This window comes from Microcoleus sp. A006_D1, from assembly GCF_036702805.1.
Classification (GTDB): Bacteria; Cyanobacteriota; Cyanobacteriia; order Cyanobacteriales; family Microcoleaceae; genus Microcoleus.
Genome location: NZ_JAUBVZ010000001.1, coordinates 630,721 through 647,700, shown reverse-complemented (window position 1 = coordinate 647,700; position 16,980 = coordinate 630,721). Strand labels below are relative to the sequence as shown.

General features: G+C 46.2%; 14 protein-coding genes. 7 read left to right on the top strand and 7 right to left on the bottom strand.

Annotation, left to right across the window (positions count from 1 at the left end):
• Positions 1-9: 9 nt before the first annotated feature.
• Positions 10-1,119, bottom strand: coding sequence for a FecR family protein (locus tag QUB68_RS02655; RefSeq protein WP_332989113.1), 1,110 nt, complete (start codon positions 1,117-1,119; stop codon positions 10-12).
• Between the two features lie 670 nt (positions 1,120-1,789).
• Between QUB68_RS02655 and petP the strand changes: the two genes are divergently transcribed.
• The 3 genes from petP (at position 1,790) to QUB68_RS02640 (ending at position 4,129) form a co-directional block, all read left to right on the top strand.
• The gene (gene petP / locus QUB68_RS02650) at positions 1,790-1,993 is read left to right on the top strand and encodes a cytochrome b6f subunit PetP (protein ID WP_332989111.1); all 204 of its coding nucleotides are present in this window, start codon (positions 1,790-1,792) and stop codon (positions 1,991-1,993) included.
• Positions 1,994-2,184: 191 nt separating this feature from the next.
• A complete protein-coding gene (locus QUB68_RS02645) occupies positions 2,185-3,279 on the top strand; it encodes a Get3/ArsA fold putative tail anchor-mediating ATPase NosAFP (RefSeq protein ID WP_332989109.1) in 1,095 nt (364 codons plus the stop codon).
• A 154-nt stretch (positions 3,280-3,433) separates the two neighbouring features.
• Positions 3,434-4,129: a Uma2 family endonuclease gene (locus QUB68_RS02640; RefSeq protein ID WP_332989226.1), complete on the top strand. Its 696-nt coding sequence runs from the start codon at positions 3,434-3,436 to the stop codon at positions 4,127-4,129.
• A gap of 140 nt (positions 4,130-4,269) precedes the next feature.
• On the opposite strand, the gene QUB68_RS02635 is transcribed toward QUB68_RS02640, so the two are convergent.
• On the bottom strand, positions 4,270-6,342 hold the full coding sequence (locus QUB68_RS02635) for an elongation factor G (protein WP_332989107.1): 2,073 nt from the start codon (positions 6,340-6,342) through the stop codon (positions 4,270-4,272).
• Between the two features lie 845 nt (positions 6,343-7,187).
• On the opposite strand from QUB68_RS02635, the gene QUB68_RS02630 reads away from it, so the two are divergent.
• The 3 genes from QUB68_RS02630 to QUB68_RS02620 are packed head-to-tail and all read left to right on the top strand — an operon-like array spanning position 7,188 to position 11,090.
• Entirely contained in the window at positions 7,188-9,989 is a 2,802-nt protein-coding gene (locus tag QUB68_RS02630; RefSeq protein ID WP_332989105.1) for a CHAT domain-containing protein, read from the top strand.
• 20 nt (positions 9,990-10,009) lie between these two features.
• On the top strand, positions 10,010-10,690 hold the full coding sequence (locus tag QUB68_RS02625; protein ID WP_332989103.1) for a hypothetical protein: 681 nt from the start codon (positions 10,010-10,012) through the stop codon (positions 10,688-10,690).
• A complete protein-coding gene (locus QUB68_RS02620; protein WP_332989101.1) occupies positions 10,680-11,090 on the top strand; it encodes a HEPN domain-containing protein in 411 nt (136 codons plus the stop codon). Before QUB68_RS02625 ends, QUB68_RS02620 begins: the two co-directional genes overlap by 11 nt.
• Positions 11,091-11,307: 217 nt before the next feature.
• On the opposite strand, the gene QUB68_RS02615 is transcribed toward QUB68_RS02620, so the two are convergent.
• Both QUB68_RS02615 and QUB68_RS02610 read right to left on the bottom strand, forming a co-directional pair.
• Positions 11,308-13,221: a heavy metal translocating P-type ATPase gene (locus QUB68_RS02615; protein WP_332989099.1), complete on the bottom strand. Its 1,914-nt coding sequence runs from the start codon at positions 13,219-13,221 to the stop codon at positions 11,308-11,310.
• Positions 13,222-13,399: 178 nt separating this feature from the next.
• Positions 13,400-14,524 carry a flagellar assembly protein H gene (locus tag QUB68_RS02610; protein ID WP_332989097.1) on the bottom strand — a complete coding sequence of 375 codons (1,125 nt, stop codon included), beginning with the start codon at positions 14,522-14,524 and terminating at the stop codon, positions 13,400-13,402.
• 302 nt (positions 14,525-14,826) lie between these two features.
• Between QUB68_RS02610 and QUB68_RS02605 the strand changes: the two genes are divergently transcribed.
• Positions 14,827-15,933: a precorrin-8X methylmutase gene (locus tag QUB68_RS02605; RefSeq protein WP_332989096.1), complete on the top strand. Its 1,107-nt coding sequence runs from the start codon at positions 14,827-14,829 to the stop codon at positions 15,931-15,933.
• 261 nt (positions 15,934-16,194) lie between these two features.
• On the opposite strand, the gene QUB68_RS02600 is transcribed toward QUB68_RS02605, so the two are convergent.
• The 3 genes from QUB68_RS02600 to QUB68_RS29915 are packed head-to-tail and all read right to left on the bottom strand — an operon-like array spanning position 16,195 to position 16,953.
• Positions 16,195-16,566 carry a hypothetical protein gene (locus QUB68_RS02600; protein WP_332989094.1) on the bottom strand — a complete coding sequence of 124 codons (372 nt, stop codon included), beginning with the start codon at positions 16,564-16,566 and terminating at the stop codon, positions 16,195-16,197.
• Positions 16,567-16,573: 7 nt separating this feature from the next.
• Positions 16,574-16,768, bottom strand: coding sequence for a hypothetical protein (locus QUB68_RS02595; RefSeq protein WP_332989092.1), 195 nt, complete (start codon positions 16,766-16,768; stop codon positions 16,574-16,576).
• Between the two features lie 8 nt (positions 16,769-16,776).
• A complete protein-coding gene (locus tag QUB68_RS29915; protein ID WP_442923032.1) occupies positions 16,777-16,953 on the bottom strand; it encodes a ribbon-helix-helix domain-containing protein in 177 nt (58 codons plus the stop codon).
• Positions 16,954-16,980 lie beyond the last annotated feature (27 nt).

The following is a 16,980-nucleotide window of genomic DNA, read 5'->3' as shown; positions in this document are numbered from 1 at the left end:
GAAAGTTGTTTAGGGAACTGCCAGGTTGTAATGCCTTTCTGTGACTGACGGGCCTCGGACTACGATGTTGAGGCGGCGGCTTGGAGGTAAAATCCCTTGGATTTTGAAGTTTCCCTGTCGATCGATCTTAATTGTTTCGTTGTTGATATCAATTATGTCGATCGGGTTAATTTGACCGCTGAGGCGATAGATATTGCCACTGAGTCTCGACAAACTGCGGACTTTGAGTTGAGGTAGGCGAGGGCTGGCTGAGGGCGCCGCGGGCGGGGTTTGAGGGAAAATTACCGTAGTGTTGCCCCGGGTGACAGCTACTTGCGAGTCGGTGCGCCCCGATACTTCGACTGTACCTTCAATGGTTGCGACTGAGGTTTTGCCGTCAGGGCCGACGCTGACGCCAAAGGATGTACCCCTGACTCCGGCGACGCCTTCGGGGGTTTCTACTCTGATTGGGGCGGTTCTGGGAGATTTTTTTTGTTGGGCAATTTGACTTGTTTTGCCGAGTCCGCTGAAGGTATTGAGGGCGGCTATTTGGTTGGGCGGGATAATTGTTGAGGTGTTGGCGGCGGCTGTGGGCGCATTAGTTTTGCCGATCGACAATCTGACTCGCCCACGGCTGACAAAAATGGCTGTGTCTTTTTCGCCCCCTGCACTGCTTGACAAATTGGAGATTCTGACTGCGGTTTTTTCAGCAACTTCGACGATGCCGATGTTGTTGTCTATCGCTAACCGAGCTGTGGAATTTCGGCCGGTGATGATTTCGTCACCGTTCGCGAGTAGCCGATCGCCCACCACGGCGGGCCGCCCTTTCAAGGTGACTGTACCGCGAATTTCTTGAATTTCGAGCGATCGCACCAAAGCTGTTGCTTGAGCGTTGATCGTCTGGGTTGGGGATGGATTCGCCGCCACTGTTACCGGAAATTTTGGATATTTTGAGCCGGTTGGGAGTGCTGGAGGTCGATCGACTGAGACAATTTTAGTAGGGTTTGACTGCTGTTTGGGGGATGGAGAGAGCGGACTGGCGATCGTAGAGCGAAATGCCGGCAGACAGGCCAGCACAGCCAAGGACAAACTTAGGAGTGGAATTTTGGTCGATCGCCAGCACGTAAAAATTTTATTCATAATTTCTATTATTTCATGTTGAAGTTCCTAGACTTCATTTCCTCTCTTAGACTCCTTAAATCCGGCAATCGTTCCATTTTTTCTGCCATAAAGTATCCGCAAAAATAAGCTTTCTCAGCAGGAAAGCTTAGCATTAAATTTGATTTTTATTGTCAGATTTTAGTAAACTGTTACAACATGACACTTTACTAAAATCTGATGTTCAAAAATTTTGCCGTCCCTAGTTCAAAGTCCTTCATAGCATGAGTTTTCGCCGATGTAAAGGTTTCCGAGCAAGTATTTATTATAGCAAATATAAAATTAATTACTGCTGGTAAATGGTTTTTGCCTTCTGTCGGAAGGATGACTAATTGGGTAGAAATCCTGTAGTTGTGGCAATTAATAAAAAGATGCGCTTTGGGAAGCGATAAAAAATAATTATCTGAGGGTGGGGGGTTCAGGGAGTGGAGGTGGCGCTGCGGAGCCCCTAGCTGAGCTGCGCGATCGCGAAAAGCGAGGAAACATCCAGCAACTCGGACTAGAATACCGTCTTTTAGGAAAAGTAGATCGAAATTTCGCTGAAAAATCATGGCGGGCGATCGGGCGAGCTGGCGTTACTGTTCGATCGAGACCGCCAAACTGTAAAATGGACGCTTGTATATAGCTTATATAGAGCAGGAGAACAATTTCCGTGGCAATAGAAGTAGGTCAGAGAGTTAAGGTGCGCCGTCTCAGAGATCGGATACCTGCAAATATGGTGGGCAAGATCAAGGAGAATCCACTAGGCACTGTGGATGGATTCAGAATGGTTGATGGCAGCGGAGTAGGCGTGGTTGTCAAGTTTGACGTTGGTTTTGCGACTTGGTTCTTTGAAGATGAGCTAGAACCCGTTTAACAGAAGGCAGTTGTCAGTGGGCAGTGGGCAGTCGGTAGTGGTTCTTTCTGATTCCTGATGTGTGAGTTGTTAGCTGCTACCAATAACAACTGACAACTGACAACTGACAACTGACAACTGACAACTGCCCCAATCTCGATGGCGGTTGCGCTTAAATGTTAAAGAGTAAGCTTTGGCACTGAGAAGAGAAAATGGCTTTGATTTTGACATTTTTGGGCAAAGGCGGCACTGGCCGCAGTACGATCGCGATCGCAACAGCTAAAAAATATGCGGATCTTGGCAAACGAGTTCTGCTACTCGGCCAAGATCCGGGCCCTGCATTGGGTATTCTGCTAGGAGTTCCGCTGACTCCCACGCCCCAGGAAATCGCCCCCAACTTCAAAGCAGTACAGGTGCAAAGCGCGCCGCTGCTAGAACGCAGGTGGGACGAAGTTAAACAACTAGAAGCTCAATATGTCCGCACTCCTTTTTTCAAGCAGATTTACGGGCAAGAATTGGGAGTGTTACCGGGGATGGACAGCGCGCTGGCGTTGAACGAACTTCGGGAATACGACGACAGCAAACAATACGATGTAATTGTGTATGACGGTAGCGGCGGCATGGATACGCTGCGGATGCTGGGAATGCCGGAAATTTTGAGCTGGTATATCCGCCGCTTCCGCCAAGCTTTGGTAGATTCGGATTTGGGGAAAGCTTTGTCTCCTTTTATTCAACCGGTTGTCAGTACCGTGTTGACTGTGGATATGTCGGGAGACAATGCTTTTCAATCTACGAAGCAAGTCGATAATCTGTTGGATAAGGGTAAGGAAGCGCTGGCAGATCCGAACCGCACGGCGGCTTATTTGGTGACTACTGGAGATGCAAGTGCGATCGCCACTGCGCGCTATTTGTGGGGAAGTTCTCAACAAGTTGGTTTAACTGTGGGCGGTGTAATTGTCAATCAAGCAGCGGTGACAGAAACTGTTGCTGCGGATTTCGATCCTTTGACAGCAGTTGCGGTGCCAGCCCACAGCGATAATAATTGGCAGCCGTTAATTGATGCTTTGCCAGATTTTTATCAGGCTGGGAAAGCTCCTAAACCGATTAACATTAACACTGCACAGCGTCTAGTAAGTTTGTTTTTGCCTGGGTTTGACAAGAAAGAAATTAAATTGATTCAATCCGGACCGGAAGTGACGATCGAAGCGGGCGATCAGCGGCGCAATATTTTGCTGCCTCCAGCGCTGACTGGTAAGTCTGTGACTGGTGCTAAGTTCCAAAATGGTTACTTGATTGTTTCTTTTTAACAGTTAAGTTGTTCGGGATTTTGGGTGAATTTTGGGAACGGGCAAGATGCCCGTTCCACATTTTTAGGAAAATATTGAGAGATTTTGGAAAATGCGATCGCTTGCCGTTCGTCTATAATCAAATAAAGTCATGAGCAAATTTGGGGAAACAGCAATGGTTACAAAACTGCAATCTCCCGATAAATCAAATATCATCTACCCTGACGACAACGGTGAACCAATGTCAGACAATACGGAGCAATTTAGATTAATCGTCTGGATCAAGGAAAACTTAGAACTGTTATTTGCTAACGATGCTAATGTTTTCGTAGCAGGGAACTTGTTGTGGTATCCAGTGGAAGGAAATAACAAAATTTATCAAGCGCCGGATGCAATGGTAGTTTTTGGTAGACCAAAAGGTTATCGAGGTTCTTACCAACAATGGCTTGAAGATAATATTGTGCCGCAAGTGGTGTTTGAAATTTGGTCGCCAGGAAATCGCCTCACTCCGATGATTCAAAAATTCAAATTTTACGAACGCCACGGTGTGGAAGAATATTATTTGTACGATCCGCAAACATTAGAACTGACGGGATGGCAGCGTTCGGATGAAGAATTAGAGGCGATCGCACAAATGGACGGTTGGACAAGTCCCAGACTGGGCGTGCGGTTTGGATTGTCTGAGTCAGGACTGGAAATGTTCGGGCCTTCTGGAGAATCGTTTGTGAGTTTTGTGGAACTCGCTCAACTGCGACAACAAGCAGAAACGCGGGCACAGCAGGCAGAAAGTTTGCTGGAACAAGAACGATCGCGATCGCAAGCTTTAGAATTAAGACTGCGAGAAATGGGAATCGACCCAAATCAATTGTAGGAGACCGGGCGAATAGAATTCGCGTCTACACAAACAAAACCCGCCTCCGCGGGTTGAAGAAAAGACAGTTAAAATTACGCGATATTCTTCAGTCCGCGGAGGCGGACATCGTTTGTGTAGACGCGGTTTCAACCGCCGTCTTATCTTTTATCATTACCATTACCATTACCATTCCCATTGCCGCCAGTCGTAAGCAAAACCCGCTTAGCCAAAGGTTCCGGTACTTCTTGCAATCGATCGAACTCCCAGTTAAAAAATCCGACTCCCATCGTCTGCGATCGCAATTCTACGATCAAATCCTGCATTTCGGCGATCGGCAAATAAACCGAAACAGCATCCCATCCCTTCCAGTCTGGTTTACCTTCGTAGCCGAGAATTTGGCCGCGATGTCCGCTGACTAATTGCAACACCTTTGATGTACACTCGTTGGGAGCGCAAATTTCCACTTTGGCGATCGGCTCCAGCAAAGTTGATTCGCACTTCTCCATCCCCAACTGCATCGCCAACCGTGCCGCCTGCTTAAAAGCTTGTTCCGAACTATCAACAGAATGATAGGAACCGTTTGTCAGAGTCACCGATACATCTACTACCGGAAAACCCAACGGGCCACGATCCAAATATTCGCGCACTCCCACTTCCACGCCCGGAATGTACTGTTTTGGAACGACTCCGCCGACTATTTTGTCGCTGAAATTGAAACCTTCTCCGCGAGGCTGCGGTGCGATGTCGAGGTACACATCACCAAACTGTCCATGTCCGCCGCTTTGGTGTTTGTAGCGCCCGTGGATGGAAGCTACGGATTTGCGAATGGTTTCTTTGTAAGGCACTTGTGGTAAGTGAGTTACCATCGGCAAATTGTACTTGCGGCGCAACCTGTCTAAGGCTACTTTCAGGTGGATTTCACCTTGACCCCAAAGTATAACTTCGTGAGTATCTCCATGCTGTTCCCAAACCAGAGATGGGTCTTCTTCTAATAGTTTAGCTAAGGCAGAACTCAACTTAACTTCATCGTTGCGCTTTTCTGGGACGATCGCCAGTGCGTACACAGGCGAGATGATTTCAGCTTTTGGCAATAATTCGTCAGAACCCAGCACATCGCCTGTTCTCAAGCCTTCCAGCCTGCCCACAGCGACAATTTCCCCGGCACTGACGGACTGCAAACTTTGCGTTTGTTGGCCGATCAATCGGTACAAACCGTTAACTCGAACCCCGTTCAAAAGTGATCCGTCTGTCAGGGTTCCCCGCCACATTCTCACTAACGATAACTTACCTCCTTGAGGCGTGTAATAGGTTTTGAGGATTTGACCGAGAACCTTGTTTTCACCTTGTATAAAACCGCGTCGTTTTGCTGTAGTTTCCGGTGTCGGCGCTTCTCTGAGTAAAGCTTCCAACAGAGGCCGCACGCCGAAATCTTGTTCGGCGATACCGATGAATACGGGCACTATTAAATCTGCGCCTAATTCCATCTTCAAATCGCGGGTAATCTCTTCGACATCGGGATTGATTTCTTCCAGCAATTCTTCGAGCAAATGGTCGTCAAAATTGGCTAATTCTTCGAGCATTTCCTGTCGCGCGGCGCTTTCTTGTGCTTTGAGGTGTTCGGGAAGCGGGACGGGATCTGCGGGTGCGCCGGGGTGATAGTGGTAAGCTTGTTCGGTTACTAAGTCGATAAAACCGATGATTTGTTCGTTTTTGCCGATCGGGTATTGGTGAGGTACAATTGGTCTGCTAGAAACGGATTTGAGCGCGTTGAGCACTTCGGTGAAGTTGCTACCGCAAGTCGTTTCGTCTGTGCACGCGCGATCGATCTTATTGATGAAAACTAGGTGGGGAATTTCCCAATCGTCGAGGAATTTGAACAGCGGGGCGAGGGTTAAAGTGCGATCGGCAACGGGTTCGCAAACAATCACAGCCGCATCGACACCGATAAGTGCATTGTAAGTTTCTTGGGCAAATTCGATCGAGCCGGGACAGTCAAGAAATGTGAAGCGGACGTTTTCGTATTCGGCGGTGGCGCTGTTGACTTCTACGCTCATTTTGCGATCGCGCGCTTCCGGCGAACTGTCACCTACCGTATTACCATCCTTAGCATTACCCTTGCGAGTAATCGTCCCTGTCACCGACAGCAAACTTTCCAGCAGTGCGGTTTTACCGCTTAAATAAGGGCCAACAATTGCCACGTTTCGCGCGGCCCTAATGACATTTTCGTTCATATTGCCTCCTACACAAAGTGAAGGGGAAGGGGAAGGAGAAGATGATAATTCAGGAAAAAAACTTGTGTTTGCCGGTTTCTCCCATCTCTTCCCTTTTGAATTTGAAAACTTTTATTTTGTGATGTTCCTAGTTTAAGCTTAAATCGCGACACGAATTCATTAATTACTATAAAGTATTAAGTAGTTTTGTAAATTGAGTTGAGTCGTGAAAATGCTAATCCCAGAAACCGGGTTTCTTCCTAGATTTCTCGTACTCAACCGAAAATATTCATAGAAACCCGGTTTCTTCGCCTCACCAGTAGCCAGAAACCGACTCACGGGTAGCCAGAAACCGGGTTTCTTCCTAGATTTCTCGTACTCAACCGAAAATCTTCATAGAAACCCGGTTTCTTAGCCTCACGAGTAGCCAGAAAGATAGCCAGAAACCGGGTTTTTTCCACAAGATCTCGGTATCACCAACAGAATCGAAAAAAAACCCGGTTTCTTAGCCCCACGAGTAGCCAGAAACCGACTCACGGGTAGCCAGAAACCGGGTTTTTTCCACAAGATCTCGGTATCACCAACAGACTCGGAAAAAAACCCGGTTTCTTAGACTCACGGGTAGCCAGAAACCGACTCACGGGTAGCCAGAAACCGGGTTTTTCACCACAATATCTCGATATCACCAACAGACTCGGAAAAAAACCCGGTTTCTTAGCCTCACGGGTAGCCAGAAACCGGGTTTTTTCCACAATATCTCGGCATCACCAACAGACTCGGAAAAAAACCCGGTTTCTCCAAGTCTTAACCTCCACCAAACCCAAAAATCTGCTACAATCGGCAACAACACATCACCCACCAAGCCAATGATCCGAAAAATCTGGCAAACAATCCTCAAGCTGTGGCGGAAAATTTTCCCGCAACCCAAACCACCAGCACCCCCACCGCCAACTCCGATTCGCTCTTTTGGGGAATACGAACAGAAATTCATGGAGTTGTTAGAGGGAGTTGAACAAGGCTGGAGTCGCGGCGAAATCAAAGGCTTTTTAATCGGCAGCAATATCAAAGATGCTGAGTGGGAAAATTGGCTGCAAGAATTTGGAGAAAGGTTGCTGGTATCCCCGGAAACAAATTTAGAATTGGGTAGGCGCATGGTGCGGCTGGGTGCGGCAAATTGCGGGAGAATCAGTGTGGTTGCTGGCAATATCGGCAGGCAATTGTTGGCTGGGGAGAGTTTGAATCTGACTGCTGCGGATGATTCATCTATAAGTGATAATGTTCCTGAATTGTTGGGAAGCGAGAGTTTGAGTTTTTCTACAGATAGTTTGTCTGCGGCTAATCAAGGCGACTCAACTTCGCAGTCAGAATCTATAGGAAGAGAAATTAGTAAAGAGGCAGAAGAATTATTTCAGCAAGGAGTAAAACGTTATTATTCGGGAGATTTAGAAGGGGCGATCGCAGCCTTTGAAAAAGCCTTAGAAATTGACCCCAAATACTACTATGCCTGGAACGGGCTGGGCAATATTCTAAAGAATTTGGGCCACAACAGAGAGGCGATCGCAGCCTACGACAAAGCCTTAGAAATTGACCGCAAATACCATTTGGCCTGGAGCGGGATGGGCAATGCGCTATATCATTTGGGCCCCAACAGTGAGGCGACCGCAGCCTACGACAAAGCCTTAGAAATTGACCGCGAATACCACTTGGCCTGGTACGGGCGGGGCATTGCGCTAAAAGATTTGGGCTACAACAGTGAGGCGCTCGCAGACTTCGACAAAGCCTTAGAAATTGACCCCGGATTCCACTATGCCTGGCACGGGCGGGGCATTGCGCTAAAAGATTTGGGCAGCAACAGAGAGGCGATCGCAGCCTACGACAAAGCCTTAGAAATTACAGGCGATCAATTCTGGGAAGCTTGGTGTAATAGAGGTTGGGCATTTTTCAACTCCTATCGCTACACCGAAGCCATTCAAAACTGGGATGAAGGCTTACAAAAATATCAGCCCAGCAACCGCGACTATCGCGAAGCTTGCGGCAGATTGCACCTGCAAAAAGGCGATGCACACTACAGACACGGCAAACAAAAATCCCAATATTGGGATTTTTTCCACAAAGCCAAAGCCAGCTACGAACAAGCCTGCGAATTCTTGAAATCTCCCCCGATTCCAGAAGCTTATTTAGAAGTAATGCAAGGCTTAATTACCATCTGTCGCAGCTTGGGAGATCCCAAAACCAGCGAGTACCTTACCGAAGCTACTACCGCCTTAGAAAACTTACTTTTAGACAATCAAACTCACCCCGAAATCAAACAGCGACTCCAGCGCAAATTTGCCGGACTTTACCAATTAGAAGTCGATACCCTCGTCAAGTCTGGCAAAAAGATCAATGCACTAGAAAAAGCCGAATCGCGGAAAAACTTTTGCCTGCAATGGATGCGCGCAGGTTCGCCAAACCGCACCGATAGCCCAACTTATCCGCAAATCCGAGACTTGCTGGCAAACAACACCGCCACAGCAATAATTTACTGGCATCTCAGCCCAGTTTCCCTGACAGCTTTTATCATTACCCCAGACAACTTTCAAACAATCTCCACACCAGTCACCGATTTATCCCATGATTCCAAAAATCCGAGTTTAGAAAAATGGCTGAAAAACTGGAAAACCAACTATCAAAATTACAGCAAACTTAGCAAAGAACAAAACAAAGAATCCCATTCCTGGCGGCAATCAATGACAGCGCAATTGCAAAAACTCGCTGACATCCTCAAAATCCCCGAAATTTGCACGCACCTCACCAATATCAAAGACTTAATCTTAATTCCCCACCGCGATTTGCACCTGCTGCCACTGCACATTTTATTTTCCGATAATCTTTTCACTATCACCTATCTGCCCAGCATCCAAGTTGGGATAGACAGACTAGACAGAAAACCCTCACCTTCAATGTCTCTGCTGTTGGTAGAAAGCCCAGATCCATTACTTTTTGCTGAAATAGAAGCGCCCGCGATCGCGAATTTTTACCTTAACTGCAATACCATCCCCAGTTCACAAGCTACCAAAAACAATCTTAAAGAAGCTCTGCAACAACCTGCTGACATATTCCATTTTACAGGTCACGCCTACCACAATACAAAACAGCCGTCCCAGTCAGCCCTAATCCTGAAAAACAAACAGCCTCTAACTTCAGAAGAAATCGCCAAATTCGATTTAAAAAGCTATTATTTAGTCGGCCTTTCCGCTTGTGAAACAGGGATAACAGGAAAAGAAGAACTGATAGATGAATTTGTCGGTTTAGCCAGCAGCTTTTTAGCGGCGGGTGCTGTTTATGCCCTCAGCACTCTCTGGATAGTTGATGAGATTTCTACCGCCTTAATGATGATTCGATTCTATGAAATTCTGAACGAACAGCGTTGCCCAAATAAGTTACATCCGGCACTAGCCCTCAAAGAAACGCAAAAATGGCTCCGAACTATTACTTACAGCGAACTATCCGACTGGTATCTCGAATTGTCTGAAATAACGAAAGATAATTCCGCTTGCAGTCAAGATTTGAGAGACGAAGCTAACCTAATCCGCAGAAATGATGCTAAAATGGTGTCTCAGGAACCTCCTTATGCCGATCTCTATTACTGGGCAGGTTTCACGATTACTGGTAAAGTTAATCCCTAACTTCCCAACCCTCGACTATTATGAAAGCAACAGATATTATTCGGCTACAAGCGATCGGGGCTACTTTAGCTCAACTAGATTCATCTATTGAACTTGGCGAGTTGGAAGATAGTATTATAAGCTCTGCGATATTGGCTTTTGAAAAATTAGCCAAACAAAACACTGTTATCGACGAAATTTATACAAGAGAACGCCTCGACTTAAAAGAACAGTACCAAGCAAAATCAAAAGATAAACGCTACCAGCCGACAAGTGACAGCATTTACAGCACTGATGCTGGAAACTTAAGCCCTTCCTTTCCTCAGCCACAAGGAGAAGCGGAGAGTCCCTCTGAAATAGCTACAGCCTTTGACAATTTAATTGCATCATTTAATCAAATCAAAAGCCTGTACGCGGTTGAAAACCCCGTAGAAAGTTTTAAAATCATTATCGAACAAGAAGCGATCGCACTTTTGATTTTAGAAGCTCATTCTAAAGTGAGAGAACTATTTCCTAGCGAAAGATTAGCCTTGGAAGTCAAAACCGATCCAGAAATTGCCAATTGGCGATCGCTCTGGATTACGATCTATACTAAACTAGAAGTCGATGAAGCTTTTGATAAATTGATGATTCTTGATGATACTTGGTGGCTGGATAAGATAACTACTGTTGCCAATAGTAAATTGCATATTAGTTTGGGATTTGAGTCAAATGAGATTTGATTGGTCTGAATATTTGAATTTAGCGCAAGAATTGGCGGCAATCTCTGGCGATTCTGATAATAATGAGGCAAAATTGCGATCGGCTGTAAGTAGAGCATACTATGCAGTATTCTGCCTAGCTAGAAATTACTTGCGCGATGTTGAACAAGACTCTAGACTTTCTCGCAAAACTCCTGATATTAATGAACATCAATATGTCGCTGAAGAATTCATTTTTCATAAATCAAAAGCTAAAAAAATAATCAAAATAGGGGAGAATTTAAGCAGATTAAGGCTGTTCAGGAATAAGGCTGATTATGAAGATAGGGTGTTTACATTATCAAGCGATGTTAAAATTGCTTTGAAAACAGCTCAAAATATTATGACATCTCTGAGTGAATTAAATCGGGAAACTGAGTGATAAAAGTAGGGGCGGGTTCACCAACCATCTATGAAACCCACAAATAATTTCATAAACCCGCCCCATCCCCGCGATTATTTACATCAACATTTTACAAATAAATTCATGGTACATTTTTATTGTTGGTGGGGAGGGCGGGTTTATGAGATTGTTGCTTTTTATCATAAATGGTTGGTGAACCCGCCCCTACAAATTCGTCTGGTAACGAGTAATTTAATTAATGTCTCAGCAACCGCAAACCGCTCAATGTTACCAAAACTGTAGACCCTTCATGACCGATAACGCCGATCGGCATTGTGATATTTCCGAGAAAATTAGCTGCCAATAACAGTATAATGCAACTGAGTGCAAAAACAATGTTTTGCTTGACAACATTTTGAGCGCGGCGGCCCAAACTAATCGCATGGGCTAATTGTTCTAACTTATCTGCCATTAATACTATATCAGCAGTTTCTAAAGCCACATCGCTGCCGGAAATACCCATCGCAATGCCCACGGAAGCTTGAGCGAGGGCGGGTGCGTCGTTGATGCCGTCTCCTACCATTGCGACGGTTTGATACTGGGTTTGCAGCTTCTTAATTAGGTGCACTTTGTCTTCGGGCAAAAGTTCGGCGTACACTTCATTGATGCCTAATTGGCGGGCGATATATTGGGCGGTTTGCTCATTGTCGCCTGTCAGCATTATGATATGTTCTACGCCTAGTTTTTGCAAGCGTTTTACTGTGGCTGCTGCTTCTGGGCGGACTGTATCTGCTACTGCAATGATGCCTAAAATTTCATCGCCCTTTGCTACCCAAACAACTGTTTTGCCTTCACCTTGCAACCGATGACTGACTTCTGTTAATTCAGCAGTTGCTGCGACAAAATCGGCTTTACCAATAGTAATGATTTGATTGTTAACTTTACCGACAATTCCTTGACCAATTTTTGCTTGTACGTCGATCGCACTTGACAACGGTAACTGTTGCTGCTGGGCGGCTTGGACAATTGCTTGGGCGATCGCGTGTTCGGAATGAGCTTCTAGAGCCGCAGCCAATTGCAGAACTTCTGTTTCAGTATATCCGACTGCTGGTACAATTTGGATAACTTGGGGTTTTCCCGTGGTGAGGGTTCCAGTTTTGTCAAAGGCGATCGCCCGAACTTTACCAATTATCTCTAATTGCGCGCCACTTTTGAACAAAATCCCCTGTCTCGCCCCGTTAGCAATGCCCGACAGCAGCGCCGGCATAATCGAAGCCATCAGCGCGCAGGGAGAAGCGACTACTAAGAAAATCAGCGCCCGATAGATGGTGTCTTCCCAACTCCAGCCTAAAACAAAGGGCGGCAAAATTGCCAGCAGCAAGCCTAAACCGACAATTAATTTAGCATAACCGCGCTCGAACTTTTCCACAAACATTTGAGAAGGCGGCGATTCTGTTTGCGCTTGTTGCACCAGCCGAATCACTCGCTGAATCAAACTGCTTTCTGGAGTTTTGTGCACTTCCAATTGTAGCGCGCCCGCACCGTTAATCGTGCCTGCATAGACTTCATCGCCGGCGGTTTTTTCGACGGGCATCGATTCGCCGGTAATTGAGGCTTGATTTAATGCGCTGTAACCTTCAACAATTATCGCATCTGTGGGGATGATTTCTCCGGGCTTGACCAAAATGCGATCGCCAATTTCTAATTTTGCGATCGCAATTTCCCGTTCTCCATCGTACATTAACACCCGCGCAGTATCCGCAGTCAAGCTCATCAAACTGCGAATACTCCGTTCAGTCCGCTGCATAGCATAACCTTCTAGCGCGCCGCTAATTGCAAAGATTAAAATTAAAACAGCACCGTCAACAATTAAATGATATTCTCGCCGCCACAGCCCCAAACCTGCCGCGCCCAAAGCAGCCACAATCATCAACAAATCTACATCTAATTCATGTTCTTGAAATAGCGTAGTTAAGCCTTCGCGGGTGCTGGAATAGCCGCCGATCACGTAAGCAGCGGGCAATATTAACACGGCTAAGCCCAGCCAACCGACTTGTAGGGCGATCGAACCCAAAATTACCAGAATTCCGCACAGGGCGGCACTTAAGGCATCTGGGTGTTCTTCTGCGAGGCGCGAGAGGCGAGATATGGGGAGGGAGTTGGGAGTCATTGGGGAAATTGATTTGGTAGAATGACTCCTTTACCCTAAACCTTGACATTAGTGTCAATGTCAAGCTTTTGGCCTAAATTCCCTCCGGGTAGGGAGACGGCACTGCCGTCTCCTGTATTTCATCGAATGGCAAACCGCGATCGACTGTCGGTAAGGTCGATCGCACTTTAAACAAACTCTACCCTGGTATCTGTCCCAATCTAGCCATCAATTCATCAGCCGATAACTGAGGCAATTGTTCCAAAAACAACGTCAATTCTGCGACAGGTAAAGCCAGTAAATTAGCAACCATTGCAGGCAAACTCTCGGTAAATTCATTTAACCGCAGTGCCAAGACATTTTCTGCTAACAATCTCACCGCTTCTTGCCTTCCTGCTGCATCCACCGTGAGCATAGATATTCCCAGTAAAATCACCGTAAACTCGGCAGCAGGTATCCTGGAAACTGGAGAGAGAAACGCTATCATCAGCGAGTCTAACTCTCCAAATCTCACTCGCAGAAAGTTCTCTAAAATTAAGCGCTGTTGTTCTTGTCTTCCTTGTTCTAATCCTTGTTCTAATCCTTGCTCTAATCCTTGCTCTAATCCTTGTTCCTGTGCCGCTTGTAACTGTTCTTGAAAAAGAGGTGCGATAGTCATAATTAACTCCCGGTCTTCTGTTTCTATGGGCTGTTCTAAATCTGCTACTAAGTTTGATTGCAGTCGATACAGCAATTCTAACGCATTAGTTCGCAGGGGGTTGTCTGTAGCCAAGGCGATCAACTCGGCAACTGCTCTTTCCTGCACCTTTCCTCTGCCCAAAATCCTCAGCCACAAGGTTTCAGGAGTTTTTGGCAACTGATGGATCACCACAATTGCCGATCGCAAATATTCCCCCAAAAAATAGATTCCCGGCATCCAATTGGGTTCGTCTAGTTGTGCGCGAAACCCGTTTAACAGCGATTCTGACGCTGTGGGAGTGAGAATCCACAATTTTGGAAAATCATTTTCGTTAAGTCGAATATTGTCTCTTCTAGCTTCTCGCTCTAATTCGCTCTGAATATCAAACAATTTGCTGATGCAGCCGACAATTTCCCTGACAGTTACCGGGTTTCGTAATGGTTCAAAAATTGCCGTCGAAGTTGCTAGTCTTCCCAACAATCCCAAGTTTTCGATATGTTCTGGGACTGTGGCATTATGAGTAAAGTAAACATCGATTTCGCGCACTTCGGAAGTGACATCGCGACCGATATTGACTGTTCCTAATGGAGACAGCATCTCTTCTAGGTATTCTTTGGCAAAGCGGTCGTGAATTAATCGAGTCATTCGATTTTAGATTTTGGATTTTAGATTTTAGATTCACTGCATAAGTTGATTTTATCATGCTTTCAATCTGTATTTTAAATTATCTGTCATTGCGAGGAACGAAGCAATCGCAAAGACTTAGATTGCTTCGTTCCTCGCAATGACAATTATGAAAATTGACTCGTATCAATAATTAAACTCTCTTAAATAAGAATGTTAATCAGAAAATTTGCATAACCCCGCGTCGGACACGGCATTGCCGTTTGCCTACAGATATAGGGTACAATTTAGAATAGTTAGCCCTAGTTTTCGGAATTGGTATTATGCAGCAACAATACCTGACAATCAAACAACTTACAGACGCGGTAAAAGGCACAATTACGCCTCGGATGGTGCGGCATTATCACGCTTTGGGGCTGCTATCTCCAGCCGTGCGATCGACATCTAACTACAGACTGTACACCCGCAGCGACGTGCAAAGACTGCAAAGAATCGTCGCACTCAAGCAGCAAGGCTTTCAACTGTCTCACATCCGCAAATTGTTAGAAACAGACGCGGATGCTTCCCCAGACGCGCTGATGGCGACTCTGCAACGGCAATATCTGTCGGTAATTCAGCAGATTGTGCGCCTGCGAGAAACGGCTTGTGCCCTCGAAGGATTGCTGGGGCGGGATCTTTCGTGTCAAGCGGTGCAAGCGGGCGCACTCGCGCAATTGAGGCTGTTGGAGGCCCAAACTGAGGGACAGTTGGAACAACTTTGGGATGGTTGGGATGCGGGGGCACACACTCACCCGGAGGCGTTTGGGGAGTCGTTGCAGCATTTGTTGCCGGATTTGGGCGATCGCTCGGAAATTGAGGTAGACTTGCTTTCAAAACTGGTATTAGCCTGCGGAGATTGTTCGCTGTTGCCGTTTGTGAAGTTGAGCGAAACCGCAATTCAATCGGCGCGGGAAGCTTTGAAAAATCGGTGTCAAATCGTAGCTGATGTGCCGCCTGTTTTTGCGGCTTTGGATGGCACAAGATTGGCGCATTTGGGAACAAGTATCACAACTTTAATTGACGATCCGCACATCAATGCTGCGGCGGAAGCGGAACAGGAATTTTGGCATGGGCGCGAGTGGTTTGAAAAATTGTTGAAATTGGAAAAAGGATGTATATTAGTAGTAGGATATGCGCCGTCTGTGCTGATGGCGGTTTGTGAGGCGATCGCAAATGGGCAACTACAACCGGCTTTGGTGATTGGAATGCCGATCGGCTTCAGTCATGCTCCGGTGGCGAAACGGCGGTTAGTGCGATCGGGCATTCCTTATATTACGACTGTGGGAACTTTTGGCGGCGGGTTGTTGGCGGCGGTTGCTTTGAATGCTTTGGCTGAGTCTTTGATTGAAAAGCCGAATTGTCACTGTCATCTTAGAGCAGTTGACAGTTGACAGTTGACAGTTACATCCAACAAGAATCAAACTGTTTATTGATAGTGGATAAGCGAGTCTGTTGATGAAGTTATTAATGTCCTAAGCGATGTGGCGGTTCCTATAAGTTAAGTAAAAATGGGATTTAGATTAGTTTGGTTTCAATCTTTAATAGGGTTTAAGTTGAAATTCCTGGACGCATTTGGGCAAAAGAAACCGGGTTTTTACCTAATCTGCGGGCTGGAATGAAATATTTTCGCAAAAAACCCGGTTTCTGACTAGCTACCCAACCTCAGCGACTTGCAAAATTTCGTTAACAGGTCTGCCTCGTTTCAGTTCAACCCATTTAACCTCAATCGGTTGATAAGCGCAATAACATACTGCGATTTGCTGGTTGGTTTCGTGAGACGAAAACTGGTGGATGCGAGTCACAATCCAGTCGCCGTCTCTACCGTGAGTGATGCCATTGTCTGGGTCTTGCAGGTTGGTGTATTCTCGCACGCGATCGCCGATTTGGGGCAATTTGCCGGAAAAGTCCCATTCTTCTGTCAGCATTTCGGTTAAACCGCCGGAGGGCATTAATTTGCGTTCTCTCCAGCCTTCGGCGCTCATTGATTCGACTTTGTAAACGATCCAGGTTTCCTTGTTAGCCATAATTACCTCACTCTTGGTTGTCGTGCCAAAGATCTTGAAAAGAAGTCTGTTCGCCGTGAAAGATGCAATCGACTTCTAGTGGCAAATCTTTGTTTGTTCTAATTCTCTTCAGTTTCCAACCGTATCGGCTCTCCATTTCCCGGCATTTCTGGGGATCGGTGGCACTGTGTACGTTTTCTTGTTCTGACTGTTCTTGTTCCACTATCTTAATTACTCTTGTGACGCTGATGGGGGTTTGTTCTCAGCCAGCCATGCTTTCATGGCTTGTTCTATCAAGAGGTTGGACAAATTGCTGACCGTTCTTTTTTCCTCTTTTGCTCTCTCCTGTAAAGCCTGAAAGAGTTCTGGCTCTAAATATATGGTGGTTCTTGGCTTCTGGGTTGGCACGTCGGTAGGTTCTGTTCTAATGGGTGT